Genomic DNA, 26,017 nt, shown 5'->3' on the forward strand with positions numbered 1-26,017 from the left:
ATGGCGCGATGAGCAACACCTCCACCCACCCCACCATCACCTTCATCGGCGGCGGCAACATTGCCAGCGCCATCGTCGGCGGCCTGGTCCGCCAGGGCCATCCCGCCAGCGCCTTGCAGATCGTCGAGCCTTGGGACGAACAGCGCGCGAAGCTGGCGCAGCAGTTTCCCGGCGTCAGCGTGCTGCCGGCGGCCGGCCCCGCGCTCCAGCCCTCGGGCCTGGTGGTCTGGGCCGTGAAGCCGCAGACCTTCAAGGAAGCCGCGCTGGCCAGCGCGCCGCACCTGAAGGAGGCGTTGCACCTGAGCGTGGCCGCCGGCATCACCAGCGAGAGCATGGCCGGCTGGTTGCAGACGCAGCGCATCGTGCGCGCCATGCCCAACACCCCGGCCCTGGTCGGTCTGGGCATGACCGGCCTGTTCGCCCGCGCGGGCGCCAGCGACGCCGACCGCGCGCTGGTGGAGGCCGTGGTGAAGACCACTGGCGACCTGGTGTGGGTGGCCGAGGAGGCCCAGCTGGACGCCGTGACCGCGCTCTCGGGCTCGGGTCCGGCCTACGTGTTCTATTTCCTCGAAGCCATGCGCGACGCGGGTGCCCGCATGGGCCTGCCGCCCGAGGTGGCCTACCAGCTCGCGGTGGGCACCTTCGTCGGCGCGGCCACGCTGGCCCAGCGCTCGGACGACCCGCCGCAGACGCTGCGCGAGCGCGTGACGTCGAAGGGGGGCACGACCTACGCCGCGCTCACGTCTCTGGATGCCGCCGGCGTGAAGACGAAGTTCGAGGAGGCGCTGTTCGCGGCACAGACACGCGCCGAGGAGCTTGGTCGCGAGTTCGGGAAGTAAACGCTACGTTGTTTCTCTCGCTGCTCGCGGACGCGGCGCACTCTGCTCCGCGGCTGTCCTCCGGCCGGCTGCGCCGGCCTCCCCCTTTACGCCGCTGCGCAGAGCACGCCGCATCCGCGAGCGGGTGTCACAAACGAGAAAGCCGCTCCTGCGCCGGTGGGTGTGATGTGTTCTGCGCAGCGGCGTAAAGGAGGAGGCGGCACCAGCCGCCGGGGGACAGCCGCGGAGCAGAGCACATCACGCCCACCGGCACGCGAGGTCCAACGATCGAAACTCAAAGCAACCCGAGCACCACCCCCACGAACACCGTGAAGCCCAGCCAGTGGTTGAGCCGGAAGGCCTTGAAGCAGCCCTCGCGCGTGCGCTCCTTGATCAAGGTGAAGTGCCAGACCACCTGGGCCAGCGCCACCACCAGCATGGCGCCCCAGACCCAGGGATTCACCACCGCCCAGAGCGCGGCCGTCCAGATCGCCAGGAACATCAGGTAGAAACCCGTGACAGCGGGCACGTCCGCCCGGCCCAGCGTGATCGCCGAGGTCTTCATGCCGATGCGCAGGTCGTCGTCGCGGTCCACCATCGCGTACTCGGTGTCGTAGGCCAGCACCCAGAACAGGTTGCCCACCATCAGCACCCAGGCCAGCAGCGGCACCTGCGACTGCACCGCCGCGAACGCCATCGGCACGCCGAAGCTGAAAGCCACACCCAGCACCGCCTGCGGCATGGACACATAGCGCTTGGCATAGGGGTAGATCAACGTGATCGCCAGCGCGGCGAACGACATCAGCACCGTGAGCGTGTTGGTCGTGAGCACCAGCCCGAAGGCCGCCAGCGCCAGCACCGCGCCCACCGCAAGCGCCTCACGCGTCGAGACCTTGCCCGAGGTGACCGGGCGCTGCGCGGTGCGCTTGACGTGCTTGTCGAAGTCGCGGTCGGCCACGTCGTTCACACAGCAGCCCGCACTGCGCATGAGGATGGTGCCCAGCACGAACACCGCCAGCAGGTGCCAGCCCGGGAAACCGCCCGCGGCCACCCACAGCGCGGCCAGCGAAGGCCAGAGCAGCAGCAGCCAGCCCGCGGGCCGGTTCCAGCGGATCAGGTCGAGGTACAGCGACAGGCGCGACGGCGCGGGCGAGGTGGCGGCAACCATGGCAGGCGAATCACTCCTCGAGCAGCGAACGCAGCATCCAGGCGGTCTGCTCGTGCACCGTCAGGCGCTGCGTCAGCAGGTCGGCGGTGGGCTCGTCGCCCGCCTTTTCCACCACGGGGAACAGCTGGCGCGCGGTGCGCGCCACCGCCTCGTGGCCCTGCACCAGGATGCGCACCATCTCCAGCGCCTTGGGCGGCGTGGCCGGCACATCGGGCACCGAACTGAGCTTGCCGAACTGCGCGTAGCTGCCCGGCGCCGCGTGACCCAGCGAGCGGATGCGCTCGGCCACCGGATCGACCGCGTTCCACAGCTCGGTGTACTGCGTCATGAACATGGTGTGCAACGACGTGAACATCGGACCGGTCACGTTCCAGTGGAAGTTGTGCGTGGTCAGGTACAGCGTGTAGGTGTCGGCCAGCAGCTGCGACAGGCCCTTGGCGATGGCGGCGCGGTCCTTCTCGCCGATGCCGATGTTGATCGCGGGGGCGGTGACGGTGCCTCGGGGGTTTGGCGATGGTGTGCTCCTTGGGATGGTGAATGGAAAGGAAAAACTAGGACAGGCGTTTGACGCCCGGCAGCTCGCAGGCGTAGATGGCGTTGCGCAGTTCGGCGATGGCCTCGTAGCGCGTGAAGCTGCGCCGCCAGGCCAGCACCACGCGCCGCGTGGGCGCCTCGCCCTGGAACGGCAGGTAACGCACGTAGGACGAATCGCCGAAGTCCTGGCCCGGCGCGCTCGCGCCGTCCAGCGCCGAGGACGGCACCGACAGGCGCGGCACCAGCGTCACGCCCATGCCGGCGGCGACCATGTGTTTGATCGTCTCCAGCGAGGAACCTTCGAAGCTCTTGCGGATGCCTTCGGCGTCGTTCGAGAAGCGCGCGAACTCGGGGCAGACCTCCAGCACGTGGTCGCGGAAGCAGTGGCCCGTGCCCAGCAGCAGCATGGTCTCGCGCTTGAGCTCTTCGTTGGTGATGTGCTCCTGCTTCGCCAGCGGATGGGTGTGCGGCACGGCGGCCAGGAAGGGCTCGTCGTACAGCGGCGCGATGGCGAGGTTGGTGTCGGGAAAGGGCTCGGCCAGGATGGCGCAGTCGATCTCGCCCAGGCGCAGCTGTTCCAGCAGCTTGACGGTGAAGTTCTCCTGCAGCATCAGCGGCATCTGCGGCGTGCGGTCGATGACGTGGCGCACCAGGTCGGGCAGCAGGTAGGGGCCGATGGTGTAGATCACGCCCAGCCGCAGCGGCCCGGCCAGCGGGTCCTTGCCGCGCTTGGCGATCTCCTTGATGGCGGCGGCCTGCTCCAGCACGGTCTGCGCCTGGCGCACGATCTCCTCGCCCAGCGGCGTCACCGCGATCTCGGTGGCGTTGCGCTCGAAGATCTTGAGCTCGAGTTCCTCTTCCAGCTTCTTGATGCGCCACCGACAGCGTGGGCTGCGACACATAGCAGGCCTCGGCGGCCTTGCCAAAGTGCTTCTCCCTCGCCACGGCCACGATGTACTTGAGTTCGGTGAGCGTCATGGGGTGCTATTTTGCGCCCGTGGCCCGCGGCGTGCAGGGCGCCTCAGCCATTCACTCAGGCTTTCAGGTACTCGGCCTTGCCGCCGAGCCAGCGCGCGATGTGTTTTTCCGCCGCCGCCGGGTACTGGGTGAGCATCACCGGCGCGGCCTCGCGCGCCCAGTCGAGCAGGTGGGTGTCGGTCGCCAGATCGGCAAAGCGCAACAGCGGCGCACCCGACTGGCGCGCGCCGAGGAACTCGCCCGGGCCCCGGATCTCCAGGTCGCGGCGCGCGATCTCGAAGCCGTCGCTGGTGTCGGCCATGGCCTTCAGGCGCTCGCGCGCGGTCTCGCCCAGGCGCCCGCCATCGGGCGGCGTGTACATCAGCACACAGGCCGAGGCCGCCGCGCCGCGCCCCACGCGCCCACGCAGCTGGTGCAGTTGCGACAGGCCGAAGCGCTCGGCGTGTTCGATCACCATCAGCGAGGCGTTGGGCACGTCCACCCCGACTTCGATCACGGTGGTGGAAACCAGCACGCCCATCTGCCCACCGGTGAACAGCGACATCACGGCCTTCTTCTCGGCCACCGGCATGCGCGAATGCAACAGGCCGACCAGCACGCCGGGCAGGGCCTGCGACAGCTCGGCGTGCGTGGCTGTGGCGTTCGAGAGGTCGATCGCCTCGCTCTCCTCGATCAGCGGACAGACCCAGTAGACCTGCCGGCCCTGCCCGAGCTGGCCGCGGATGCGCTCGATCACCTCGGCGCGGCGACTGTCGGCCACCACCTTGGTGACGATGGGCGTGCGCCCGGGCGGCAGTTCGTCGATGGTCGACACGTCGAGGTCGGCGTAATAGCTCATCGCGAGCGTGCGCGGAATCGGTGTGGCCGTCATCATCAGCAGGTGCGGCTCCTGCTCGGTGCCGTCTTCCGCCACGCCCACCTTGCTGCGCAGCGCCAGTCGCTGCGCCACGCCGAAGCGGTGCTGCTCGTCGATGATGGCCAGCGCGAGGTGCTTGAACACCACCTGGTCCTGGATGACGGCGTGCGTGCCCACCACCAGCGCGGCCTCGCCGCTGGCGATCAGGGCCAGCATCTCGCCGCGCTGCTTTTTCTTCTGGCTGCCGGTGAGCCAGGCCACGCGCTTGCCCTGCGGCGCGAGCAAGGGCTCCAGCCAGCCGATGAGCTTGGCGAAGTGCTGCTCGGCCAGGATCTCGGTCGGCGCCATCAGCGCGCACTGCCAGCCCGCGTCGATGGCGATGGCGGCGGCCAGCGCGGCCACCACCGTCTTGCCCGAACCCACGTCGCCCTGCAGCAGGCGGTGCATGGGCACCTGGCGCAGCAGGTCGCGCGCGATCTCCTCGCCCACGAGGCGCTGCGCGGCGGTGAGCGCGAACGGCAGCGCGCCCAGCAGCTGCTCGTGCAGCCCGCCCGGCGCGGCACGCAGGGCCGGCGCGCGCAAGGCGGCGCGCTCCTGCTTGGCCGTGAACTGCGAGAGCTGCTGCGCCAGCAATTCCTCGGCCTTGAGGCGCTGCCAGGCCGGGTGGCTGCGGTCTTCCAGCGCGTCGAGCGACACGTCCGGCCCCGGGTGGTGCAGGTACTGCAGCGCGTCGCGCAGCGTCCAGGTGCCGCGCACCACGGCCTGCAGACCGCCCAGCAGCGCGGGCGGCAAGGTCTCGCTCAGGTCGGCGCGCTTGAGGCCGCTGGCCACGGCCTTGCGCAGGTAGGCCTGCGGCAGCTGCGCGCTGGTGGGGTAGACGGGGGTGAGCGCGTCGGGCAGCTCGCCACCGGCCGCGTGGAACGCCGGGTGCACCATGGTCCAGCCCAGGAAGCCGCCGCGCAGTTCGCCGCGCACGCGCACCCGCTCACCCACCGCCAGCGTCTTCTGGTGCGCCGGGTAGAAGGTGAAGAAGCGCAGCGTGCAGGTGTCGGTGCCGTCGTCCAGCGTCACCAGCAGCTGGCGGCGCGGGCGAAAACTGATCTCGCTGTTCGTCACCGTGCCCTCGATCTGCGCCAGCTGGCCGTCGCGCGCGCCGCGCAGGCTCACGATGCGGGTCTCGTCCTCGTAGCGCAGGGGCAGGTGCAGGGCCAGGTCGATGTCGCGCACCAACCCGAGCTTGTGCAAGGCCTTCTGAGGGGCAGACAGGGGCTTGCGGGCAGGGGTGGCGTCGGGCATGGGACAATTCTGCCCGGTTCCCAACCCCTCCTTTTCACTTGGCACGGGCCTTGTTCGGCCCTCAAGCAGCATGACCGCTTCTTCTTTCCCCGACACCGTCGCGCGCCCCTTCACCGTCGCCGACTTCGACTTCCACCTCCCCCCCGAGCTGATCGCCCAGCACCCCGCCCCCGAGCGCAGCGCCTCGCGCCTGCTCGACGGCACCGGCTCCGCGCCGGTGGACCGCGTGTTCCGCGAGCTGCCCGCCCTGTTGAACGACGGCGACCTGCTGGTGTTCAACGACACCCAGGTCGTCAAGGCGCGCCTCTTTCGGCCAGAAGGCCAGCGGCGGCCAGCTGGAAATGCTGATCGAGCGCGTGCTGCTGCCCCACGAGGCCAGCGACGGCACGGCGCACGAGGTGGTGGCCCACCTGCGCGTGAGCAAGAAGCCCCAGCCCGGCGGCCGCCTGCACATGGCCGGCGGCCTGAAGGGCGGCGGGTTCGACGCGGTCTTTCTCGGTCGCTGGCCCGACGAGCAGGGCCAGCTGTTCCGTTTCCGCCTGCACGGCCTGGCCGGTGACACGCCCTACGACCTGATGGCGCGCCACGGCCACGTGCCCCTGCCGCCTTACATCACCCACGCCGACGAGGCCGACGACGAGCGCCGCTACCAGACGGTGTTCGCGCGCGTGCCGGGCGCGGTGGCCGCGCCCACCGCCGCCCTGCACTTCGACGAGGCCGTGCTGGCCGCGCTCGACGCGCGCGGTGTGCGCCGCGCCAGCGTCACCCTGCACGTGGGCGCGGGCACCTTCGCGCCCATGAAGGCCGGGCGCATCGAAGACCACGTGATGCACCACGAGCGCTACGCCATTCCCCCAGAGACGCTGCAAGCCATCGCCGACTGCCGCGCGCGCGGCGGCCGCGTGGTGGCGGTCGGCACCACCACCGTGCGCACGCTGGAGAGCTGGGCGCGCTCGGGCGAGACCCAGGGCGACACCAACATCTTCATCACCCCGGGCTTCGGCTTCCGCGTGGTGGACCTGATGGTGACCAACTTCCACCTGCCGCAGTCCACGCTGATGATGCTGGTGAGCGCCTTCGCCGGCTACGACCGCATCCGCGCGCTGTACGACCACGCCATCGCCGGGCGCTACCGCTTCTTCAGCTATGGCGACGCCATGCTGCTGCGCCGCGCCTGAGGCACCCACCATGCGCCCCCTCCTCCTGGCCCTGCTCGCCCTGCTGCTGCCCCCCGCCGCGCCGGCCGCCCAGCCCCTGTACGCGGCCAAGGGCCGCTGCGACGGCCACCCGGGCATCGCGTTGAAGGTGCCCGATGGCTGGTGCGCGGGCCTGGTGGCCGATGCGCGCGATGGCCTGCGCATGCCGCGCCGCCTGCTGGCCGTGGCGCCGCACCGGTTCTGGATCATCGACATGGGCAACTGGGAGCCGCGCCGAGGCCGCCTGCTGGAGCTGCGCACCGACCTCGCGCGCGGCGAGGCCGGGCGCGTGCGCGTGCTCGCCAGCGGCCTGGACCGCCCGCACGGCCTGGCCCTGGGGCCGGACGGCCGCGTCTACATCGGCGAAGCCGGCACCGTGTGGCGCACGCCGGTGGGCGAGGCGCTGCAGCGGCAGGACGTGATCACCGGCCTGCCCACCGGCGGCGCGCACCCGCTCAAGGAACTGGCCTTCACGCCCGATGGCCGCCTGCTGGTCAACCTGGGCTCGGTCACCGACGCCTGCCGGGGCGACGACCAGCAGCAGCCTCAACCCTGCCCCGAACTCACCGGCCCGCAGCCGCGCGCCGCGGTCTACGTGGCCCGCTTCGGCGGCGCGGACTTCGCGCTGCAGAGCTTCCAGCCCCTGGCCACCGGCCTGCGCAACTCGCTCGGCCTGGCCAGCACGAGCGCGCGCGACGGCACGGTGCGCCTGTGGCAGGCCGAGAACTCGGTGGACTACACCGACGCGGCACTGCCCGCCGAGGAACTCAACGAACTGAAAGAAGGCGCGTCCTACGGCTGGCCCTACTGCGTGAGCGATGCGCGCGGCAAGGCCGTGCCGGCGCGCGGCTACGAAGGCCGGGCACGCTGCGCCACGCACACGGCGGCCCACGCGGCCTGGCCGGCGCACGTGGCCCCGCTGCAACTGCTCAGCGCGCCCCAGACCCTCACCACCGGTCCGTTCGCCGGTCGCCTGCTCGCCGTCTGGCATGGCTACCGCACGGGCGGCCACCGCGTCGTGGCCTGGCGGCTCGACGAACACGGCCGCCCCGGCGGTGCGCGCGAAGACCTGGTGAGCGGCTGGCACGCCCAGGTGGGCGTGCGCCCGCTGGGCACCCCCGCCGGCATCACCCTCGACGCCGAGGGCCGCCTGTGGATCGTCGAAGACCGCAACCGCAGCGTGATCGTGATCGCGCCCAGCCCACCCTGAACACCCGTCCCCCAAGAGACCCACCATGCTCCAGTTCGACCTGCTCACCACCGACCCGAACAGCCACGCGCGCCGCGGCCGCCTCACGCTCAACCACGGCGTGGTGCAGACCCCCATCTTCATGCCCGTGGGCACCTACGGCACCGTCAAGGGCGTGATGCCACAAAGCCTGCACGACATGGGCGCGCAGATCATCCTGGGCAACACCTTCCACCTCTGGATGCGCCCGGGCCGCGAGGTGATGCAAAGCTTCGGCGGCCTGCACGCCTTCGAGCAATGGCACAAACCCATCCTCACCGACTCGGGCGGCTTCCAGGTCTGGTCGCTCGGCGCGATGCGCAAGATCACCGAAGAAGGCGTGACCTTCGCCTCGCCGGTCAACGGCGACAAGCTGTTCATGTCGCCCGAGGTCAGCATGCAGATCCAGACCGGGCTGAACAGCGACATCGTGATGCAGCTCGACGAGTGCACGCCCTACGAGACCAACGGCCACCTCACCACCGAGGCCGAGGCGCGCAAGAGCATGGAGATGAGCCTGCGCTGGGCCAAGCGCTCGCAGGACGAATTCGCGCGGCTGGAGAACCCCAACGCGCTGTTCGGCATCGTGCAGGGCGGCATGTTCGAGCACCTGCGCCAGGAGTCGCTGGACGCACTGGTCGAGATGGACTTCCCTGGTTACGCCATCGGCGGCGTGAGCGTGGGCGAGCCCAAGGAACAGATGCTGCAGATCATGGCGCACACGCCGCACCGACTGCCAGCGCACAAGCCGCGTTACCTCATGGGCGTGGGCACGCCCGAAGACCTGGTGCAGGGCGTGGCCGACGGCGTGGACATGTTCGACTGCGTCATGCCCACGCGCAACGCGCGCAACGGCACGCTGTTCACGCGCTTTGGCGACCTGAAGATCCGCAACGCGCGCCACAAGACCGACCACCAGCCGCTGGACGCCACCTGCACCTGCCACGCCTGCGCCGGGAAAAGCGGCGTGAGCTGGGCCGACGGCGGGCGCGACGGCTTCAGCCGCGCCTACCTGCACCACCTGGACCGCTGCGGCGAAATGCTCGGCCCCATGCTGACCACCATCCACAACCTGCACTACTACCTGAACCTCATGCGCGAGGTGCGCGAGGCGCTGGACGCCGGCACCTTCAGCGCCTTCCAGGCGAAGTTCAAGACCGATCGCGCGCGCGGGGTCTAGCTCTCGACCTTCGCCGCCGGTTCACCACACGAGTAGCAGTACCGCGCGAACGCGCTCTTGCGCGCCTGGCAGGCCGTGCAGTGGTTGTGCAGGCCCATGCCACAGTGCGGGCAGAAGTCGTTCTTCGGGTCCTTCAGGTCCACCGCGCGCTCGCAGCCCGGGCACACGCCCTTGGCCAGGCGGGTCTGCGCGAGGTCGTAGTCCAGCTCCTGGCGGCGCTGCCGATCGGGCAGCGCCTCGGTCTGCTGCTGGCGCTCGAGGTAACGCTGCAGCGCCTGGATCGCGTAGCGCCCCCCCAATCACCGTGAGCACGATGCCCACGATGTAGCGCACATAACCGCCGTAGCTCGGCAGGTAAGGCACGAGCTCGACGAAAAACGCGAACAGCGCGAAGAAGATGAAGCCCCAGACGAAGGGCCAGTAGGTGCTCTTGCGCTGCTTCGCGAACAGCCAGCCCGCCACCACCAGCAGGGGCAGCGTGAGCGCCAGCCGGTAGAGGAACACGCGCAGCTCCTGCGCGCGCTGGGCCGATTCGTAGGACTGGCGCGCGTCTTCCTGCATCTGCTGCAGTTCATCCTGGGCGCGCTGCTGCACCTGCCGCGCGTCAAGCGCTGCCTGACGTTGTGACTCCACCGCCGCAAGCGCCTCGCGCTCGGCCTGGCGGTAACCGTCGAGCTGCCGCGTGCGCTCGATCAGTTCCGGGTCCTGCTCGGGCCGCTGCGTGGCCTGGCGGGTATTCAACCAGTTGCCGAAGGTGTCGCGTGCCGCGCGGTGGTTGGCCTGCGCGGCCTGGTGCTGAAGCTGCGCCTGATCGAGCGCGTCCTGGGCCTCGCGCGCCCTGCGTTGCGCGGTCTCGATGACCTGCCGAACCTGCGGCGCACGCTGCGGGTCCAGAAAGTCGTCGAGCGTGCGCTGCTGCTCGACCTGCGGCAGGTCGCCCACGATGGTGCTGCCCAGCCCCACCAGGAACCACGCGAACACGAAGGCCACCAGCCAGAGGCCTCGGTGGAACCACTTCTCCGACCAACGCAATGCCTTGCCCATGTTCAGTCCTCCAGAAAGTTGCACCGTTTTACAACGCCAGCGCCTGCGGCGCGGACGCCATGCCGCTGCGAGAGAGCCATTCGAACACCGAATCCACCGTCACGGTCTCGATGCGGTCGGCAAACCGCTTCTCGTTCGGGTGGTCGTCGAAGGCCACGTTGGCCGTGCCGGCGCGCGCGCCGAGCCGCGTGAACGCGCCCAGCTTGAGCGTGGTCGGCTGGTAGCCCTTGAAACGCAGCCAGGCCTGGGCCTGTTCGCGCGTGCCGACACCGCTTTCGGCCGCCATCGCGAGGGTTTCGATCGCCCACTGGTTGGACTGCTGGTAACGCTGGCCCCAGGCGTAGCTCACCAGGTTGTAGGGCCGCGCGTGCAGGGCCACCGAGCGCCGGGGGTCGTTCAACAGCTCGAACAGCGGCGCCTGCAGGGCCGGGGCCGGCACCACCCACGCGGCTTCCTGGCGCCACAGGTCGTCCAGGAAAAACTCGCCCAGGCCCTGGCGGTACAGGTCGCCGGTGGCGGTGCCGCACTGGTTGAGCTTGTGCAGCACGCGCCAGGGCCCTTGCGCCGTCTTGTAGGCCCAGCCCAGGTGCGAGTAGCGCAGCTGGTACTTGCTCAGGTCCTGCCCGGCGCGGCCCAGCACCACCACGCGCGCGCCGCTGCGGGCGTGCTCGGCGTCCAGCGCCTGCGCGGTCCTCTGCGCCAGCGCCATGCCCTGCTCGATGGTGTGCGCGGTGAGCGGCTTCTGTTCGCAGGATCGGCCGGCGTGGGCCACCGCCGTGAACATCAACGCGGCAGCGCATCCGCAAGCGAAACGCAGCGCGGCCTTCATTGCGTCACCCGTTCGTTGTGCAGCAGGGCGCGGCCCAGCTCGTTGGGGATGAAGGCCAGCACCTCGCCCGCCGCCGAGAGCAGCACGCCGGTGCCGATCACGCTGACCGCCACGACGGTGCCCACGCCGACCACCACACCCGAGGCCGCGCGCCCGGCGACCTCCACGCTGGCGCGGGCGCCGTCGGAAGCGCGTTCCAGCACATAGACCGTGCCGCGCGCGGTGCTCTCCACCGTTTTCACCACCAGCACCGCACCGGCGGTGGAGAAGGCCACCGGCAGCACGCTGACGGCCGCCGCGCCCGCCGAGGCGGTGACGACGACGGACGCCACGGGCAACAGGGACAACGCGGCCGAGGCCTCGCTCTGCGCCCGGGCCGGGGCGCTGGCGCAGGGACAAGGCCAGGCAGACGCTGGCGAGCAGCGACATCGATTTCAGTTTGAACGTGTTCATGGAAGACTCCGGCTGAAAAAGAAAAGAAGGGGTGGGTCGGTTCATTCGGCGGTGCCGGCGGCGCGTTCCTGCATCGCCTGCTGACGGCCGCGAATCTGGGCCTCGCTCAGGTCGGCCTCGTGGCGGTCGCGCAGGGTCTTGGCCAGCGTGAACGCCGAGGTGACGAGGTAGAGCCAGCTCACGCCCAGGTAGGCGCGGTAGGTGTCGTTGATCTCCATGCGCATCAGGCCCCAGCCGGTCAGGCCCATGGCGACGGCAAAACCGCCCCAGACCACGATGCGCCACATCGGCGTTTCGGCCTCGCCACTGAGCGCGGCCTTCTGGCCATCGCGCACCGCCTTGGACAACACGAACACGGTCGAGAGACAGAACACGTAGCCCATCACCATGAACGCGCGGTCCAGCGACTGCCCCGGCAGCCAGGCCAGGCCGGTGGCGCACAGGAAGACGGCGACACCGAACGAGACCCACACCTGCAGTTGCCAGGCACGGGTGTCGCGCATCACGATGAGGGAAGAACGGTTCGAGGCCATGTGAAAACCCTTGGGGTTGTTGAGGAGCCGCGATGGTGCCGCTGGCGCGCCTCGAAAGACCCGGGAAACTCGACCTGTATCGAAAAATGGCTGATCGGGTATCGATTTGCGATACCCGATCAGCCATCAGTGCAGCAGCTGGGCGACGCGCGCCTGCAAGGCCTCGGGCGTCACGGCCGAAGACGGCATCGGTTCGCCCACGTTCAGCCCGACGCGGTTGAACAGGCCGCGCCGGAACGGACGGACCATGGCGGTCTTCTCGCCGTGGCGCACCTCGACCCTACTGAAGAAGGAACCCCAGAGGTTGGTCAGCGCCATCGGGATCACCGGCACCTGCAGGCCATCGGCCTCGGCGCGTTCGAGGATCTTCATCACGCCACCCTTGAACGGCTGCAGCTGACCGTCGGCCGTGATGCCGCCTTCGGGGAAGATGGCCAGCAGCTCGCCCTCGCGCAGCACGGCGGCGGCGGCGTCGAACGCGGCCTCGTAGGCCGCCGCGTCTTCCTTCTGCGGCGCGATCGGAATCGCCTTGGCCAGCCGGAACAGCGCGCCCAGCACCGGCACGCGGAAGATGCGGTGGTCCATCAGGAAGCGGATCGGGCGCGGGCTCGCGGCCATGAGCAGCACCGCGTCGACAAAGCTCACGTGGTTGCAGACGATCACGGCCGCGCCGTCGGTGGGGATGTGCGCGTCGCCCGTGACCTTGAAGCGGTACACGCAGCGCGAGGCCACCCAGGCCACGAAACGCAGCAGGTACTCGGGCACCAGCATGAAGATGTAGAACGCCACCACCGCATTGGCCAGGCCCACCAGCAGGAACATCTGCGGGATCGTGAAACCCGCGCCGAGCAGGGCGCCCGCGATGAGCGCGCTGGCGATCATGAAGAGCGCGTTGAGGATGTTGTTGGCCGCGATGATGCGCGCGCGGTGCGTGGGCTGGCTGCGCATCTGGATCAGCGCGTACATGGGCACGCTGTACAAGCCGGCGAACAGGCTGAGCAGGGTCAGGTCGGCCAGCACGCGCCAGTGGCCCGACACCGCCATGAACTCGGCCACGCCCTGGCTGGCCACCGGCGGCAGGCCGCGCGAGGCGAAGTACAGGTCGATGGCGAACACGCTCATGCCGATGGCGCCCAGCGGCACGAGGCCGATTTCCACGTGCCGGCGCGAGAGCACCTCGCACAGCAGCGAGCCGGTGCCGATGCCGACCGAGAACACGATGAGCAGCAGCGAGGCCACCTGCTCGTTGCCGTGCAGCACCTCCTTGGCGAAGCTGGGGAACTGGCTCAGGAAGACCGCGCCGAAGAACCACATCCAGCTGATGCCCAGCACCGAGCGGAACACCACCGTGTTGCCGTGCGCGAGTTTCAGGTTGCGCCAGGTCTCGGTGAAGGGGTTCCAGTTGATCTTCAGGCCCGGGTCGGTGGCGGGCGTGGCGGGCACGTAATGCGCCGTCACCCGGCCGAGCACGGCCAGCGCCACGCAGCTGAAGCCCACATGGTGCGCGCCGATCTCGGGCACGGCGATGATCAGGCCGCCGGCCAGGTTGCCCAGCAGGATGCGCCACGAAGGTGCCCATCTCCACCATGCCGTTGCCGCCGGTGAGCTCGCGCTCGCCCAGGTGGTGCGGCAGGTAGGCGAACTTCACCGGGCCGAACAGCGTGGAATGCAGACCCATGAGGAAGGTGCAGGCCAGCAGCAGCACGATGTTCGTGCTGAAGAAGGCCCACGCGGCCAGGGCCATGATGAGCACCTCCAGCCGCTTCACGAAGACGATCAGCGTCTTCTTGTCGTACTTGTCGGCGAGCTGGCCGCTGGTGGCCGAGAACAGCAGGAAAGGCAGGATGAACAGGGCGCCGATCACCAGCCCGGCCAGGGTGGGGGGCAGCCAGGCCACCTGCAGCTGGTAGGTCACCAGCACGGTGAAGGCGAACTTGAACAGGTTGTCGTTCGCCGCGCCGAGGAACTGCGTCCAGAAAAACGGCGCAAAGCGGCGCTGGCCCAGCAGCGCGAACTGGCCGCCTTCGTGGGCCGGGGCGTGAGACGGATGGGCCACGGCGGACGTGGCGGTGGATGGGCTCATGTGCATCTCCTCCTGTTGGGCTTGTGCGGCGGATTCTGCCGCACGGCGCAGTGTCATGCTCCCCACCCCATCGGGCATCGTCTTCCGATACAGTCGATCCAGACCAAACCCCAAGTACCGCATCTCGATACCGGACACCCCATGAGCACCACCGCCGACCTCGTTCTCGCGCTCAAGAAGGAACTGAAGGCCGCGCAGATGACCTACGCCGACCTGGCGCAGGCCATCGGCATGGCGGAGTCCAGCGTCAAGCGCATGCTGGCCGGCGGCGACATGTCGCTCTCGCGCGTGGACGAGATCTGCCGCGCCCTGAAGCTGGATTTCGCGGAGCTGTCGCGGCGCGTGGCCGACACCCAGCCCCTGCTGCGCGAGATGTCGCAGGACCAGGAACGCGCGGTGGTGGCCGACAAGAAGCTGCTGCTCGTCGCCATCTGCGTGCTCAGCCAGTGGACGCTGGAGCAGATGACCGCGCAGTACCGGCTGAGCGAGGCCGAGTGCGTGAAGTACCTGGTGCAGCTCGACCGCATCGGCATCATCGAGCTGCGCCCGCTCAACCGCTACCGCCTCAAGCTGGCCAAGACCTTCCGCTGGCGCCCTCATGGCCCGGTGATGAACTACTTCCGCGAGCACGCGCTGCTGGACTATTTCGCCGGCGGCTTCGACGGCAGCGGCGAAGGCGTGATGCTGGTGCACGGCTCGGTCAGCCGCACGCTGGCGCCGGCCTTCCTGGAGCGCCTGCAGCGCGTCGCGCAGGACTTCGCGCAACAGCACCAGACCGACCAGAAGCTCAGCGAGAAGGACCGCGAGGGCTACACGCTGGTGCTGGCGATGCGCAGCTGGGAGTTCGAGGCTTTCACACAGCTGCGGCGCTGAGGCCGGCATGAACACCTCCGTGCCCCGCCACATCCTGCCCGTGCTGGTGCTGGCCCAGTTCCTGGGCACCTCGCTCTGGTTCGCGGTCAACGCCGTCATGCCCGACCTGCAGCGCGAGCTGGGCTGGCCCACCAGCGCGGTGGGCACACTCACCTCGGCGCTGCAGTTCGGCTTCATCGCCGGCACGCTGGTGTTCGCGCTGCTGGCCATCGCCGATCGGTTCGCGCCGCGCCTCGTGTTCCTGGTGTGCTCGCTGGCCGGTGCGGCCTGCACCGTGGGGGCCTGGTGGATGGTTCGCGACCACACCGCCTTGCTGGCCTGGCGCTTCGCCACCGGTTTTTTCCTGGCCGGGATCTACCCGGTGGGCATGAAGATCGCGGCGCAGTGGTACACGCGCGGCCTGGGCGGTGCGCTGGGCCTGCTCATCGGGGCGCTGGTACTGGGCTCGGCCAGCGCGCACGCGCTGCGCGCGCTCAGCGGCGCCCTGCCCTGGCCCACGCTCATGCTGGGCGTGGCGGCGCTGGCCGCCGCGGGCGGCCTGCTGCTGTTCTTCGGCACCAGCGACCCGCCCGGCGCAGCCCAGCGCGTGACCACGCTGCAATGGCGCGCCCTGGCGACGCTGTGGACGGATGCGCGCGTGCGCAGCTCGGTGCTCGGTTACTTCGGCCACATGTGGGAGCTCTACACCATGTGGGTGATGGTGCCGCTGGTGCTGGCGCACGCGCTTCGAGGGCACGGGGCTTTCCTGGACCGCGTTCCTCGTGCTGGGCGCGGGCGCCATCGGCTGCGCGGGCGGGGGCTGGCTCGCGCCGCGCTGGGGCAGCGCGCGGGTGGCGGGCACGCAACTCGCGCTCAGCGGCGCCTGCTGCCTCGCCGCGCCCTGGGCCCTGGGCGCGCCGACCCCGCTGTTCATCGGCTGGCTGCTGCTCTGGGGCATCACCGTTTCGGGCGACTCGCCGCAGTTCTCCACGCTGACCGCTCGCAATGCACCACCGCAGGCCGTGGGCAGCGTGCTCACGCTCACCAACAGCATCGGCTTCGCGATCTCCATCGCGAGCATCCTGCTGTTCGTGTCCCTGGCCGAACACGTGCCGCTGGGCGCGCTGCTGCCCTGGCTGGCGGTCGGGCCCGCGCTGGGGCTGTGGGCCTTGCGCCCGCTCTGGCGGGAGGACGCCCGCGCGCGCTGAGCACGGCGCGTGCGCTGGCGAACAGACCGGGCCGGGCACAGGTCCTACCGTGGAAACCCACCCGCCACGAAGAACCCCATGCCCCGGCCCCACCTGCTTCCTCCGCCGAACTGGCGCGCCCGCACCGCCGTGGGCCTGACCGCGCTGCTGGCGCTCGGCGCCTGCGCCGAATCGGCCCGCCACAGCGTGGCCGAGGGCACGGGCCCGAACCCGGTCCTGCCGGCACCGAACAAGACCCTGATCCCCACGGTGAACGTGGCGCCCGTCGTCGGCTGGCCCAGTGGTGCGGCGCCCACCCCCGCGCTGGGCACGCGCGTGACGGCCTTCGCGCGCGACCTGGCGCACCCGCGCTGGCTGCTGGTGCTGCCCAACGGCGACGTGCTGGTGGCCGAGTCCGCCGCGCCCCCCAAGCCGGAAGGCAGCGGGGGGCGGTTTCAAGGCCTGGGTCACCGGCCTGTTCATGAAGCGCGCGGGCGCGGCCGTGCCCAGCGCGAACCGCATCACCTTGCTGCGCGATGCCGACGGCGACGGCGTGGCCGAGTTCCGCTCGGTGCTGCTCAGCGGACTGCACTCACCCTTCGGCATGGCCCTGGTGGGCGAGCGCCTGTTCGTGGCGAACGCCGACGCGGTGCTCGGCTTTCCATACCGCACGGGCGACACCACCATCGGCGCGCCCGGCACCCCGCTGGTGGCCCTGCCGGCCGGCATCAACCACCACTGGACCAAGGGCCTGATCGCCAGCCCCGACGGGCAGCGGCTCTACGTGAGCGTGGGCTCCAACAGCAACGTGGGCGAGCGCGGCATGGCCGCCGAAGAAGGCCGCGCCGCGATCTGGCAGGTGGATGCTGCCACGGGCGCGCACCGCCTCTTCGCCACCGGCCTGCGCAACCCCGTGGGCATGGCCTGGGACGCCTCGGGCCGCACGCTGTGGACGGTGGTGAACGAGCGCGACGAGCTCGGCAGCGACCTGGTGCCCGACTACCTCACCTCGGTGCGCGACGGCGGCTTCTACGGCTGGCCCTACAGCTACCATGGCCAGCATGTGGACGCGCGCGTGCAGCCGCCGCAACCCGCGCTGGTGGCGCACGGCGATCGCACCCGACTATGCGCTGGGCCCGCACACCGCGTCGCTCGGCCTGGCCTCGTCCCGTGGCAGCGCCTTGCCCGCGCCGTTCGTGGGCGAGGGCATGTTCATCGGCCAGCACGGCTCGTGGAACCGCCAGCCGCACAGCGGCTACAAGGTGATCTTCGTGCCCTTTCAGGCGGGCCGCCCCGCCGGCATGCCGGTCGATGTGCTGACCGGCTTCCTGAATGCGGATGGCAAGGCCCAGGGCCGGCCGGTGGGCGTGGCGATCGACCGGCGCGGCGGCTTGCTCGTGGCCGACGACGCGGGCAATGTGGTCTGGCGGGTGAGCAACGAACGCTGACGCCAAAAAACGAGGGCCCGACCGGCAGACACCGGTCGGGCCCTCGTCGCGGTGAAGCGAGCGGAATGGCTCGTCAGCGCTTGCGGATCAGGCCGACCACGATCGAGACCAGGGCCATGACCAGGAAGACCACGAAAAGCAGCTTGGCGATGCCGGCCGCGCTGGCGGCGATGCCGCCGAAGCCCAGCACAGCGGCAATCAGGGCGATGACAAAGAAAACCACGGCGTAGTGCAGCATGGTGGGCTCCTGTGTGAGGCCGGTGGTCCGGCCTTTTGGTGGGTTCACAACGACCACCGTTGTGATGCCTTCACTGTAGGGACACCGGTGCTCGAAAGCTGCAAGCCCGAGCGCCGTTGTCTCGTAGGACGGCACCGACACTTCGCGCGCACGCCGCCTACTGGATCAGGCCGTTCTTCAGCGCGTAGTAGGTGAGGTCGCTGTTGCTCGTGAGCTTGAGCTTTTCGAGCACCCGCGTGCGGTAGGTGCTCACGGTCTTGATGCTCAGGAACATGGACTCGGCCATGTTGCCGATGGTCTCGCCCTTGGCCAGGCGCAGGAACACCTGCAGCTCGCGCTCGGACAGCAGCTCGTGCGGCGGGCGCTCGGCATCGCCCGCGGCGTTGTCGGCCAGCAGCTCGGCCACGGCCGGGCTGATGTAGCGCCGGCCGCGCGCCACGGTGCGGATGGCGGTGACGATGTCGTCGGGCGCGCAGTCCTTGTTCAGGTAGCCGCTGGCGCCGTAGCGCAGCAACGTGGTCGCGTACTGCGCTTCGGGAAAGCCGCTGAGAATGAGCACCGGCAGATCCGGAAAACGCGCCTTGATGGCCTGCAGCGCGTCCACGCCGCTGTGGTCGGGCATGGAGATGTCCATCAGCAGCACGTCCACCTCGCCGCCGCGCACGAGTTCGAGGGCCTCACGACCGTTGTTGGCCTCGCCCGTCACTTTCAGGTCCACGTGTTCGCTCAGGAACTGGCGCAGGCCCGACCGCACGATGGCGTGGTCGTCAACGATTCCGACTTTGATCATGGTGTCCTTGATGCTCTTTTGTGGGGGCCGCAAGCAATTTAACAGGCCGGCTCCCCGGGGGCAGTCAGACGGCTCCTACAACCCCGCCCCGCGCATCGGCCATGTCCTACACACGCTCGGCCCGCCGCCCGACATCCGGCAGCCGGCGGATTTCCTACAGTGACTCCACGGTCTTCTGACCGGTACCTGCAACCCAACCACAAGGAGTCGCCATGAACTGGGATCGCATCGAAGGCAACTGGAAACAAGTCAAGGGAAAGATGGTCGAGCAGTGGGGCAAGCTCACCGACGACGATTTCGACGTCGTGGCCGGCCGCCGTGAACAGCTCACCGGCAAGATCCAGGAGCGCTACGGCGCTGCGCAAGGACGAAGCCGAACGCCAGGTGGCGGACTGGGAACGCCGCGTCAGCGACGACTGGTTCGAAAACCCCAACGACCGCAAGCCGCACTGACCTGCGAATTTGCTTCATTCACCTTCGTCGGCCTGACCGGCGATCTGAAAGGACAACATCATGAAACGCAACACCCGACTCGCGGCCCTCGCGGCCGCCGCCATGCGCACCAGCCTGATCGTGGCCTGTGGCGAGAAGGAAGACGAAACCGTGGGCCAGCGCATGGACAGCACGGTGGAGCAAACCCAGGCAGCGGGCGCTGAACTGCGCGCCGATGCCAACAACGCCGCTCAGGACGTGAAGGCCGCCGGCAACGAAGCCGCCGACAAGATCGCCATGGGCGCCGCCGACGTGGCCATCACCGCCAAGGTGAATGCCGCCCTGGCCGGCGACTCGCAACTGAGTGCGCTCAAGATCAACGTGGACACCACCAAATGGCCACGTGGAACTCAAGGGCACCGCACCCGACCCCGCCGCCCGAGATCGCGCGACCGTCCTGGCCGCTGCCGTCGAAGGCGTGGTGAAGGTGGAAAACCGCCTGACCGTCGAGGCCAAGGGCTGACCAGCCCCCAGACCCATCTCTCTCTCTCTGAATTTCAAATGACCACCACCGCCACCGGCGGGCCCCGTCCACAGGGGCTCGCCGGTCGCTCCAAGAACCCAACCCCGAGGAGAATCCCATGAAACTGTCACACACCCTGCTGGCCATTGCCGCCGCCACCGCCGTCGTTCAGATCACCGGCTGTGCCGTGGCCCGCGATCAACAGACCGTCGGCGCCTACGTCGACGACGCCACCATCACCACCCGGGTGAAGGCCGCCTACGCCAAGGATCCGGTCGTGGCCGCCACCTCCATCCATGTGGAGACCCTCAACGGCACGGTGCAGCTCTCGGGCTTTGCCAAGTCCGCCGGTGAAAAGAGCGCGGCCGAGCGCCTGGCGCGTGAAGTCAACGGGGTGAAATCCGTCAAGAACGACATCGCGGTCCGCTGACCGCGAGCGACGGCCGCCGCGTGTAGGATTCCGCCTACACGAAAATCAGCGGCCGTGAAGGCGCGGGAACGCACAGGCGCGGCAAGATGGCCGCGTTTGTGCGTGAAGGCATCCTGGATGCCATTCGCCCGCACCGGATATCCTTGGAACGCTCACGCCCGCCTGCCCCATGTCGCCGCTCAGAACCTACATCGTCGAGGACAACAAGGTCATCTATGAGAACCTGGTGTCCACGCTGGAAGAGCTGGCCAATGTGGAAGTGGTCGGGCACGCCAGCGACGAAGAGACGGCCGTGCACTGGCTGCAACAGGGTGATCGGTTCGACCTCATGATCATCGACATCTTCCTGGTCACCGGCTCGGGCCTGGGTGTGCTGAAAGCCGCCCAGGAGTCGAATGTGCCGGCGCGCCGGGTGGTGCTCACCAACTACGCCACACCCGATATCCGCAAGCGCTGCGCGCTGCTGGGGGCGGACCGGGTGTTCGACAAGTCGTGCGAACTGGACGACTTGATCGCCTATTGCGAACGCATTTCCGACGGCTCGGCCACCGCGCCCGGCGGTCTTCAGTAGGTCCGGCCCGCCCCTCCAATGCCCTCCCCCCCTCCCATCCCTGGGCGCCGCGCACCCTGGCGAACCCCGCTGGCGATCGCGCTGGCGGTGTTGCTGGCGCTGGGGGTGTTGGCCGGGGCGGAGTGGACCTACCAGCGTGCCCTGGACTCCCTGGCCAGCCTGGGCGCGCGCGACACCGCGCGCAACGCCATCCAGACCGTGATGCGCCGCCTGCTGGACATGGAAACCGCCCAGCGCGGCTACCTGCTCACCGGCCGACCCCAGTACCTCGACCCCTACCAGGCCGCCGAAACCGACATCGCGCATGCCATCAGTCGCTTGCGCGAGCACTACCGCAGCGACCCCGATCTGCTGCGCCTGGTGGACAGCCTGCAGGAGCGCGCGCGCGAAAAAACCTCGGAGGTCACCGAGACCATCGCCCTGTACAACGCCGGCTCCCACGCCGCCTGGCACGGGCTGATGCTCACCGACATCGGCCGCGAGAAGATGGAAGGGGTGCGCCGGGTGGCCGACGTGCTGATGGTCACGGAAGAGCGCCGCCTGGGCATCGAGCGCGCGGCCATCTACCGCACGCTGGCGGTGGGCCACATCGGCGTGTACGTTCTGACGCTGTTGAGTCTGCTGGCCTACGTGTTCTTCCTGCGCAAGAACGCCGCCCTGCAGACCAGCCAGATCGAACATGCCCGCCATCTGCAGATGGAGCGCGATTCGCTGGAGAGCCAGGTGCGGCTGCGCACGGAAGAACTCGCGCAGCTCAACCTCGGCCTGCAGGAGATGCGCGACGGCGAGCGCAGCGGCCTGGCGCGCGCGCTGCACGACGACCTGGGCGCCCTGCTCACCACCGCCAAGCTCGACCTCACGCGGTTGCGCCACTCGCTGCACACCACCGACCCGGAGGTGACCGAGCGGCTGCGGCACCTGAGCTCCTCGCTGGACGAAGGCATCGGGATGAAGCGGCGCATGATGGAAGAGCTGATGCCATCGGCCCTGCACAACCTGGGCCTGCAGGCCGCGATCGAGCACCGCGCCACCGAGTTCGAGCAGCAGACGGGCATGACCATCGACCTCGCCTTCATGCCCGTGACGCTGGACGTGCCGTCCGAACAGGCGCTGTTCGCGGTGGTGCAGGGCGCGCTGTCCAATGTGGAGCGGCACGCCAGCGCCACGATCGTTTCGCTGCGCCTGGCCCAGGAAGGCATCCACGCGGTGGTGGAGGTGCAGGACAACGGACTGGGCTTTGCCGACCGCCAGGGCACCACCTCGGCCAGTGGACTGAGGAACCTGCGCCACCGCATCGAGTCGCTCGGCGGGCAGTTCAGCGTGCACTCCGTGCCGGGCTCGGGCACCCGCGTCATGGCGCGCCTGCCCTTGCGCCAGCGCGATCCGGCCCCGCCCGGTGCCCCACGTGCTACAACCTCGGGATGATGATCAAGTCCTCCATCGAACGTGTGGCGCGCAACCGCTTCGGGATGCCCATCATCCTGGCGCTGGCGCTGATCATGCTGGTGGTCAACGAAGCCAGCTACCAGCATTCGCGTTCGACGCTGATGCAGGGCATCACGCTGAGCGATGCGCGCCAGCAGGCCGCCCGCACCCTGCAGGCCCTCACCGACGCCGAGGTCGCGGTGCGCGCCTTCATGCTCAGCGCCCAGCAGGCCGACCTGAGCAACTACCGCGAGGCCATCAACGAGATGGAGGGGGTTCAGCAGGATGCGTTCAAGCGGCTGGAAGAGCTGGACCCCAAGCGCACCGTGTCGGTGGTGAACGTGCGCAAGCGGATCGAGGAGCGCACGGCCACCTTGAACCAGTGGGTGAGCATGACTGAGCAGGGCCGGCGCATGGATGCCCAGACACTCGCCGTGAGCGACCAGGGCCGCCTGCGTTATGCCGAACTGCGCCAGGAGTTCGAATTCGTGCTCGAACGCGCCGCCGCGATCCAGAAGACGGCGCGGGTATCGCTCTACGACGCGATGATGATCAACCGGCTGGCGATCCACCTGCTGGTGCTGGTGGCCTGGGTGGCGCTGATCCTGTTCATGCGCCAGTTGCGCGACAACGACCGGCGCCAGTCCGAGGAACACCAGCGGCTGGCGCACGCAGGTGGCCTTGCGCACCACCGCACTGCGCAACCTGGCCGGCCACCACGTCAACGCCCGGGAAGACGAGCGCGGGCGGGTGGCGCGCGAGCTGCACGACGAGATGGGCGGCCTGCTCACCGCGATGAAGCTCGACATCGCGCGCCTGCGCCGCGTGCCCGCCCTGCCGCCCCCGGCGCTGGAGCGCCTGGCCAGCATCGAACAGCGCCTGACCGAGGGCATTGCCGTGAAGCGGCGCATCATCGAACACCTGCGGCCGTCCTCGCTGGACCAGCTGGGCCTGATCCCCGCGCTGGAAATGCTCTGCCAGGACGCGGCCGGCCGCATGGGCATCGAGGTGGAGATGCACCTCTCGCCGGTCGAACTCGGCAAGGACGCGGAACTCACCGTGTACCGGCTGGTGCAGGAGTCCCTGACCAACGTCCAGAAGTACGCGCGGGCCCACCGCGTGTGGGTGGGACTGGCCCAGGAGGACAGCACGGTGCGCGTCTCGGTGCGCGACGACGGCCAGGGATTCGACATCGACAGCGTGCCGGCGGGCCACCACGGCCTGCTGGGCATGCGGGTGCGGGTGGAGTCGCACAGCGGCCAGCTGCACGTCCACAGCGAGCCGCGCCAGGGCACCCTGGTCGAGGCCGAGCTGCCGGCGAAGACCGTGGACACCCCCGCCGCAGATCCGGCCTGAACGCGCCGCCCTGCCCGCCGGCCCATGTCCCGCTCACGGCCCACCCACCCGCTGCCGCACCGGCTGACCCACCTCACGGCCTGGGAGCGGCAGGCGGTGGCCTTGCTGCCGGCGGTGCTCGTGGGCGCCGCCAGCGCCACCTGGGCCTCCCTCCCCGGCCCCGCCCCCTGGCTCATGGCCTGGATCGTGTACTGCGCCACCTACGTGGGTCTGGTCTGGCACCTCGCCGCGCGGCTGGACGCAACCGCCACCCAGCAGCGCGCGCAACGCGAAGACCCGGGTGCCGCGATGCTGTTCGTGCTGGTCACCGCCGCGGCTTGCGCGAGCCTCGTGGCGGTGGCGATGAACGTACAGGCCACACAGGCGCTGCAAGGCTGGCAGCGCGCGTCCAGCCTCGGGCTCATGGCCTTGTCGCTGGCCGGGGCCTGGCTGCTGATCCAGGGCGTGTTCACGCTGCACTACGCGCGGGTGTATTACCGCAGCCAGGGCAGTGCAGACACGCCGGACCGGGGGCTCGGCTTTCCCGACGGCAAGGACCCGGACTACCTCGACCTGCTGTACTACAGCGCGGTGATCGGCATGACTTCTCAGGTGTCCGACGTGAGCATCCGCAGCCGCGGCATGCGGCACCTCACGCTGGTGCACGCCCTGCTGTCGTTCGCGTTCAATCTGATCGTGCTGCGCCACGGCGGTCAACGTGTTCGCCAGCGCCGGGCGCTGAGAGCCGCCCGGCTCAAGGCGTGAGCGTGGTGGCCAGGGCCGAGACGGCGGTGTTCATGCCCGCCACGGCCCGCACGAAATGGGCCTCGACGTCGAACCAGGGATGGACCGCTGCCGCCGACACGGCGATCACCAGGGTCGCGAGGTAACCCACGATGGCAGGTGCGGGCATGTGCATGAGGTCCTCCGTGAATGGCTTCGGCGTTCCAGAGGGCATCCTTCGCGCGTGGTTCCACTGTAGGGACGGCTGGCCCGCCGCCCCACCGGACAACGGCGGCTTGGGGTGTCGGACGTGTCCTACAAAAGCGACAGGCGGCGGCCTGTAACCAGCGTGTAACTGGTTTCACGGATAATTGAAACCAAATTACAAACCGGCCTCGCGGCCCCTTCTGGAGACAGCTTCCATCATGTCCATGCGCGCCACCAAGATCGTTGCCACCCTGGGTCCTGCCTCCAGCGACCCCGACCTGCTGGAGCGGATGATCCGCGCCGGTGTCAACGTGGTCCGGCTCAACTTCTCGCACGGCACCGCCCAGGACCACATCGACCGCGCCGAACTGGTGCGCGCGGCGGCCCAGCGCGCGGGCCGCGAGGTCGGCATCATGGCCGACCTGCAGGGGCCCAAGATCCGCGTCGGCAAGTTCGCCCAGGGCAAGGTCATGCTGGAGCCGGGCATGCCCTTCGTGCTCGATGCCTCGCGCACCGAACCCGGCGACATCGAGGGCGTGGGCCTGGACTACAAGGAGCTGCCGCGCGACGTGAAGGCCGGCGACACCCTGCTGCTCAACGACGGCCTGATCGTGCTCACCATCAACAAGGTGGTCGGCCCGGCGGTGCACACCACCGTCAAGCTCGGCGGCGAGCTGTCCAACAACAAGGGCATCAACAAGCAGGGCGGCGGCCTGACCGCCCCCGCGCTGACCGCCAAGGACATGGACGACATCAAGACCGCCATGGGCCTGAAGGCCGACTACGTGGCGGTGAGTTTCCCCAAGAACGCGACCGACATGGAACTGGCCCGCCAGCTCTGCAATGTGGCTGGCGCCGCCCTGGCCCACAAACCGGCGCTGATCGCCAAGATCGAACGCGCCGAGGCGATCCCCGAACTGGCCGCGATCCTCAAGGTGTCCGACGGCATCATGGTCGCGCGCGGCGACCTCGCGGTGGAAGTGGGCAACGCGGCGGTGCCCGGCCTGCAGAAGCACATGATCCGCCTTGCGCGCGAAATGGACAAGGTGGTCATCACCGCCACGCAGATGATGGAGAGCATGATCGTCAACCCGGTGCCCACGCGCGCCGAGGTGAGCGACGTGGCCAACGCGGTGCTCGACGGCACCGATGCGGTGATGCTCAGCGCCGAGACCGCCGCCGGCCGCTTCCCGCTGGAAACCGTGATGGAGATGGCCGACATCTGCTCGGAAGCCGAAAAGGCCGAGTACCGCGAACTGTCTGCCGACTTCCAGGGCAAGACCTTCAAGCGCATCGACCAGTCCATCGCCATGGGCGCGCTGTTCACCGCCCACCACCTGGGTGCCAAGGCCATCGTGGCGCTGACCGACTCGGGCTCCACCGCGCTGTGGATGAGCCGGCACAACGTGCGCATGCCGATCTACGCCATGACGCCCAACCTCTCGACCCAACGCCGCATGACGCTCTATCGCAATGTGCGACCGCTGCTCATGGACAACAGCACCGATCGCGACTCCGCGCTGCTGGACGCCGAGGCGCACCTGAAGAAGCGCGGCATCGTGCAGACCGGCGATGTCTACGCCATCACCGTGGGCGAACCCATGGGCCAGCCCGGCGGCACCAACACGCTCAAGATCTGCCGCGCGGCTTAAGCGAGCCC

At 69.4% G+C, this 26,017-nt stretch carries 21 protein-coding genes and 9 pseudogenes; 17 read left to right on the forward strand and 13 right to left on the reverse strand.

The window, feature by feature from the left end:
- Nucleotides 1-8: 8 nt before the first annotated feature.
- Entirely contained in the window at nucleotides 9-839 is an 831-nt protein-coding gene (gene proC / locus ACFJI0_RS20395) for a pyrroline-5-carboxylate reductase (protein WP_382322115.1), read from the forward strand.
- A gap of 274 nt (nucleotides 840-1,113) precedes the next feature.
- On the opposite strand, the gene ubiA is transcribed toward proC, so the two are convergent.
- The 4 genes and pseudogenes from ubiA to recG form a co-directional block, all read right to left on the reverse strand.
- Complete coding sequence (ubiA, locus tag ACFJI0_RS20400) at nucleotides 1,114-1,986, reverse strand: 4-hydroxybenzoate octaprenyltransferase (RefSeq protein ID WP_382322116.1); 873 nt, start codon at nucleotides 1,984-1,986, stop codon at nucleotides 1,114-1,116.
- Nucleotides 1,987-1,996: 10 nt separating this feature from the next.
- Nucleotides 1,997-2,518 carry a Dps family protein gene (locus ACFJI0_RS20405; protein ID WP_382325753.1) on the reverse strand — a complete coding sequence of 174 codons (522 nt, stop codon included), beginning with the start codon at nucleotides 2,516-2,518 and terminating at the stop codon, nucleotides 1,997-1,999.
- A gap of 19 nt (nucleotides 2,519-2,537) precedes the next feature.
- Nucleotides 2,538-3,498, reverse strand: a pseudogene (locus ACFJI0_RS20410) (LysR substrate-binding domain-containing protein).
- Nucleotides 3,499-3,553: 55 nt separating this feature from the next.
- The gene (gene recG / locus ACFJI0_RS20415) at nucleotides 3,554-5,650 is read right to left on the reverse strand and encodes an ATP-dependent DNA helicase RecG (protein WP_382322117.1); all 2,097 of its coding nucleotides are present in this window, start codon (nucleotides 5,648-5,650) and stop codon (nucleotides 3,554-3,556) included.
- 70 nt (nucleotides 5,651-5,720) lie between these two features.
- Between recG and queA the strand changes: the two are divergent.
- The 3 genes and pseudogenes from queA to tgt all read left to right on the forward strand — a co-directional run bounded on the left by queA (nucleotide 5,721) and on the right by tgt (nucleotide 9,254).
- Nucleotides 5,721-6,828: pseudogene (gene queA, locus ACFJI0_RS20420) on the forward strand (tRNA preQ1(34) S-adenosylmethionine ribosyltransferase-isomerase QueA).
- Between the two features lie 10 nt (nucleotides 6,829-6,838).
- Nucleotides 6,839-8,056 (forward strand): PQQ-dependent sugar dehydrogenase, encoded by a 1,218-nt coding sequence (locus tag ACFJI0_RS20425; RefSeq protein WP_382322118.1) that lies wholly within the window; start codon nucleotides 6,839-6,841, stop codon nucleotides 8,054-8,056.
- Nucleotides 8,057-8,081: 25 nt separating this feature from the next.
- Nucleotides 8,082-9,254, forward strand: a complete 1,173-nt coding sequence (tgt, locus tag ACFJI0_RS20430) for a tRNA guanosine(34) transglycosylase Tgt (protein WP_382322119.1) — start codon at nucleotides 8,082-8,084, stop codon at nucleotides 9,252-9,254.
- Here tgt and ACFJI0_RS20435 read toward each other — a convergent pair.
- The 5 genes and pseudogenes from ACFJI0_RS20435 to ACFJI0_RS20455 all read right to left on the reverse strand — a co-directional run bounded on the left by ACFJI0_RS20435 (nucleotide 9,251) and on the right by ACFJI0_RS20455 (nucleotide 14,196).
- Nucleotides 9,251-10,298 (reverse strand): annotated as a pseudogene (locus ACFJI0_RS20435) (serine endopeptidase). The gene tgt and the pseudogene ACFJI0_RS20435 overlap by 4 nt on opposite strands.
- Nucleotides 10,299-10,326: 28 nt before the next feature.
- On the reverse strand, nucleotides 10,327-11,127 hold the full coding sequence (locus ACFJI0_RS20440) for a DUF2145 domain-containing protein (RefSeq protein ID WP_382322120.1): 801 nt from the start codon (nucleotides 11,125-11,127) through the stop codon (nucleotides 10,327-10,329).
- A pseudogene (locus ACFJI0_RS20445) lies at nucleotides 11,124-11,516 on the reverse strand (hypothetical protein); the annotation flags it as partial. The pseudogene ACFJI0_RS20445 and the gene ACFJI0_RS20440, both read right to left, overlap by 4 nt.
- A 105-nt stretch (nucleotides 11,517-11,621) precedes the next feature.
- Nucleotides 11,622-12,113, reverse strand: coding sequence for a YiaA/YiaB family inner membrane protein (locus ACFJI0_RS20450; RefSeq protein WP_382322121.1), 492 nt, complete (start codon nucleotides 12,111-12,113; stop codon nucleotides 11,622-11,624).
- Nucleotides 12,114-12,239: 126 nt separating this feature from the next.
- Nucleotides 12,240-14,196: pseudogene (locus ACFJI0_RS20455) on the reverse strand (MFS transporter).
- 141 nt (nucleotides 14,197-14,337) lie between these two features.
- Between ACFJI0_RS20455 and ACFJI0_RS20460 the strand changes: the two are divergent.
- The 4 genes and pseudogenes from ACFJI0_RS20460 to ACFJI0_RS20475 all read left to right on the forward strand — a co-directional run bounded on the left by ACFJI0_RS20460 (nucleotide 14,338) and on the right by ACFJI0_RS20475 (nucleotide 17,683).
- Nucleotides 14,338-15,069, forward strand: a complete 732-nt coding sequence (locus tag ACFJI0_RS20460) for a helix-turn-helix domain-containing protein (protein ID WP_382322122.1) — start codon at nucleotides 14,338-14,340, stop codon at nucleotides 15,067-15,069.
- Between the two features lie 97 nt (nucleotides 15,070-15,166).
- A pseudogene (locus ACFJI0_RS20465) lies at nucleotides 15,167-15,721 on the forward strand (MFS transporter); the annotation flags it as partial.
- Between the two features lie 109 nt (nucleotides 15,722-15,830).
- On the forward strand, nucleotides 15,831-16,256 hold the full coding sequence (locus ACFJI0_RS20470) for a hypothetical protein (RefSeq protein WP_382322123.1): 426 nt from the start codon (nucleotides 15,831-15,833) through the stop codon (nucleotides 16,254-16,256).
- Between the two features lie 78 nt (nucleotides 16,257-16,334).
- Nucleotides 16,335-17,683 (forward strand): annotated as a pseudogene (locus ACFJI0_RS20475) (PQQ-dependent sugar dehydrogenase).
- A gap of 73 nt (nucleotides 17,684-17,756) precedes the next feature.
- On the opposite strand, the gene ACFJI0_RS20480 reads toward ACFJI0_RS20475, so the two are convergent.
- Together ACFJI0_RS20480 and ACFJI0_RS20485 are read right to left on the reverse strand one after the other, a co-directional pair.
- Nucleotides 17,757-17,921, reverse strand: coding sequence for a DUF1328 domain-containing protein (locus ACFJI0_RS20480; protein WP_382153673.1), 165 nt, complete (start codon nucleotides 17,919-17,921; stop codon nucleotides 17,757-17,759).
- A 157-nt stretch (nucleotides 17,922-18,078) separates the two neighbouring features.
- Nucleotides 18,079-18,711, reverse strand: a complete 633-nt coding sequence (locus ACFJI0_RS20485; RefSeq protein WP_291111933.1) for a response regulator transcription factor — start codon at nucleotides 18,709-18,711, stop codon at nucleotides 18,079-18,081.
- 212 nt (nucleotides 18,712-18,923) lie between these two features.
- On the opposite strand from ACFJI0_RS20485, the pseudogene ACFJI0_RS20490 reads away from it, so the two are divergent.
- Nucleotides 18,924-19,164 (forward strand): annotated as a pseudogene (locus ACFJI0_RS20490) (CsbD family protein).
- 18 nt (nucleotides 19,165-19,182) lie between these two features.
- Here the strand turns inward: ACFJI0_RS20490 and ACFJI0_RS20495 are convergent.
- A complete protein-coding gene (locus ACFJI0_RS20495) occupies nucleotides 19,183-19,557 on the reverse strand; it encodes a hypothetical protein (RefSeq protein ID WP_382322124.1) in 375 nt (124 codons plus the stop codon).
- On the opposite strand from ACFJI0_RS20495, the gene ACFJI0_RS20500 reads away from it, so the two are divergent.
- From ACFJI0_RS20500 to ACFJI0_RS20530, 7 genes and pseudogenes are all read left to right on the forward strand, one after another.
- Nucleotides 19,547-19,666 (forward strand): BON domain-containing protein, encoded by a 120-nt coding sequence (locus ACFJI0_RS20500; protein ID WP_382322125.1) that lies wholly within the window; start codon nucleotides 19,547-19,549, stop codon nucleotides 19,664-19,666. The two genes, ACFJI0_RS20495 and ACFJI0_RS20500, sit on opposite strands and share 11 nt — an antisense overlap.
- 118 nt (nucleotides 19,667-19,784) lie before the next feature.
- Nucleotides 19,785-20,096: a BON domain-containing protein gene (locus tag ACFJI0_RS20505; RefSeq protein WP_382153665.1), complete on the forward strand. Its 312-nt coding sequence runs from the start codon at nucleotides 19,785-19,787 to the stop codon at nucleotides 20,094-20,096.
- A gap of 169 nt (nucleotides 20,097-20,265) precedes the next feature.
- Nucleotides 20,266-20,667 carry a response regulator transcription factor gene (locus ACFJI0_RS20510; RefSeq protein ID WP_382322126.1) on the forward strand — a complete coding sequence of 134 codons (402 nt, stop codon included), beginning with the start codon at nucleotides 20,266-20,268 and terminating at the stop codon, nucleotides 20,665-20,667.
- 18 nt (nucleotides 20,668-20,685) lie between these two features.
- Nucleotides 20,686-22,092 (forward strand): CHASE3 domain-containing protein, encoded by a 1,407-nt coding sequence (locus tag ACFJI0_RS20515; RefSeq protein WP_382322127.1) that lies wholly within the window; start codon nucleotides 20,686-20,688, stop codon nucleotides 22,090-22,092.
- Nucleotides 22,093-22,214: 122 nt separating this feature from the next.
- Nucleotides 22,215-22,565, forward strand: a pseudogene (locus ACFJI0_RS20520) (CHASE3 domain-containing protein); the annotation flags it as partial.
- A 208-nt stretch (nucleotides 22,566-22,773) separates the two neighbouring features.
- Nucleotides 22,774-23,448 carry a sensor histidine kinase gene (locus ACFJI0_RS20525; protein WP_382322128.1) on the forward strand — a complete coding sequence of 225 codons (675 nt, stop codon included), beginning with the start codon at nucleotides 22,774-22,776 and terminating at the stop codon, nucleotides 23,446-23,448.
- Between the two features lie 24 nt (nucleotides 23,449-23,472).
- Nucleotides 23,473-24,192 (forward strand): DUF1345 domain-containing protein, encoded by a 720-nt coding sequence (locus ACFJI0_RS20530; RefSeq protein WP_382322129.1) that lies wholly within the window; start codon nucleotides 23,473-23,475, stop codon nucleotides 24,190-24,192.
- On the opposite strand, the gene ACFJI0_RS20535 is transcribed toward ACFJI0_RS20530, so the two are convergent.
- Nucleotides 24,182-24,346, reverse strand: coding sequence for a hypothetical protein (locus ACFJI0_RS20535; protein WP_291111955.1), 165 nt, complete (start codon nucleotides 24,344-24,346; stop codon nucleotides 24,182-24,184). The genes ACFJI0_RS20530 and ACFJI0_RS20535 overlap by 11 nt on opposite strands.
- 229 nt (nucleotides 24,347-24,575) lie before the next feature.
- On the opposite strand from ACFJI0_RS20535, the gene pyk reads away from it, so the two are divergent.
- Nucleotides 24,576-26,009, forward strand: coding sequence for a pyruvate kinase (pyk, locus tag ACFJI0_RS20540; protein ID WP_382322130.1), 1,434 nt, complete (start codon nucleotides 24,576-24,578; stop codon nucleotides 26,007-26,009).
- Nucleotides 26,010-26,017 lie beyond the last annotated feature (8 nt).

This window comes from Hydrogenophaga sp. UC242_53 (genome assembly GCF_042696965.1).
Lineage (GTDB): Bacteria > Pseudomonadota > Gammaproteobacteria > Burkholderiales > Burkholderiaceae_C > Hydrogenophaga.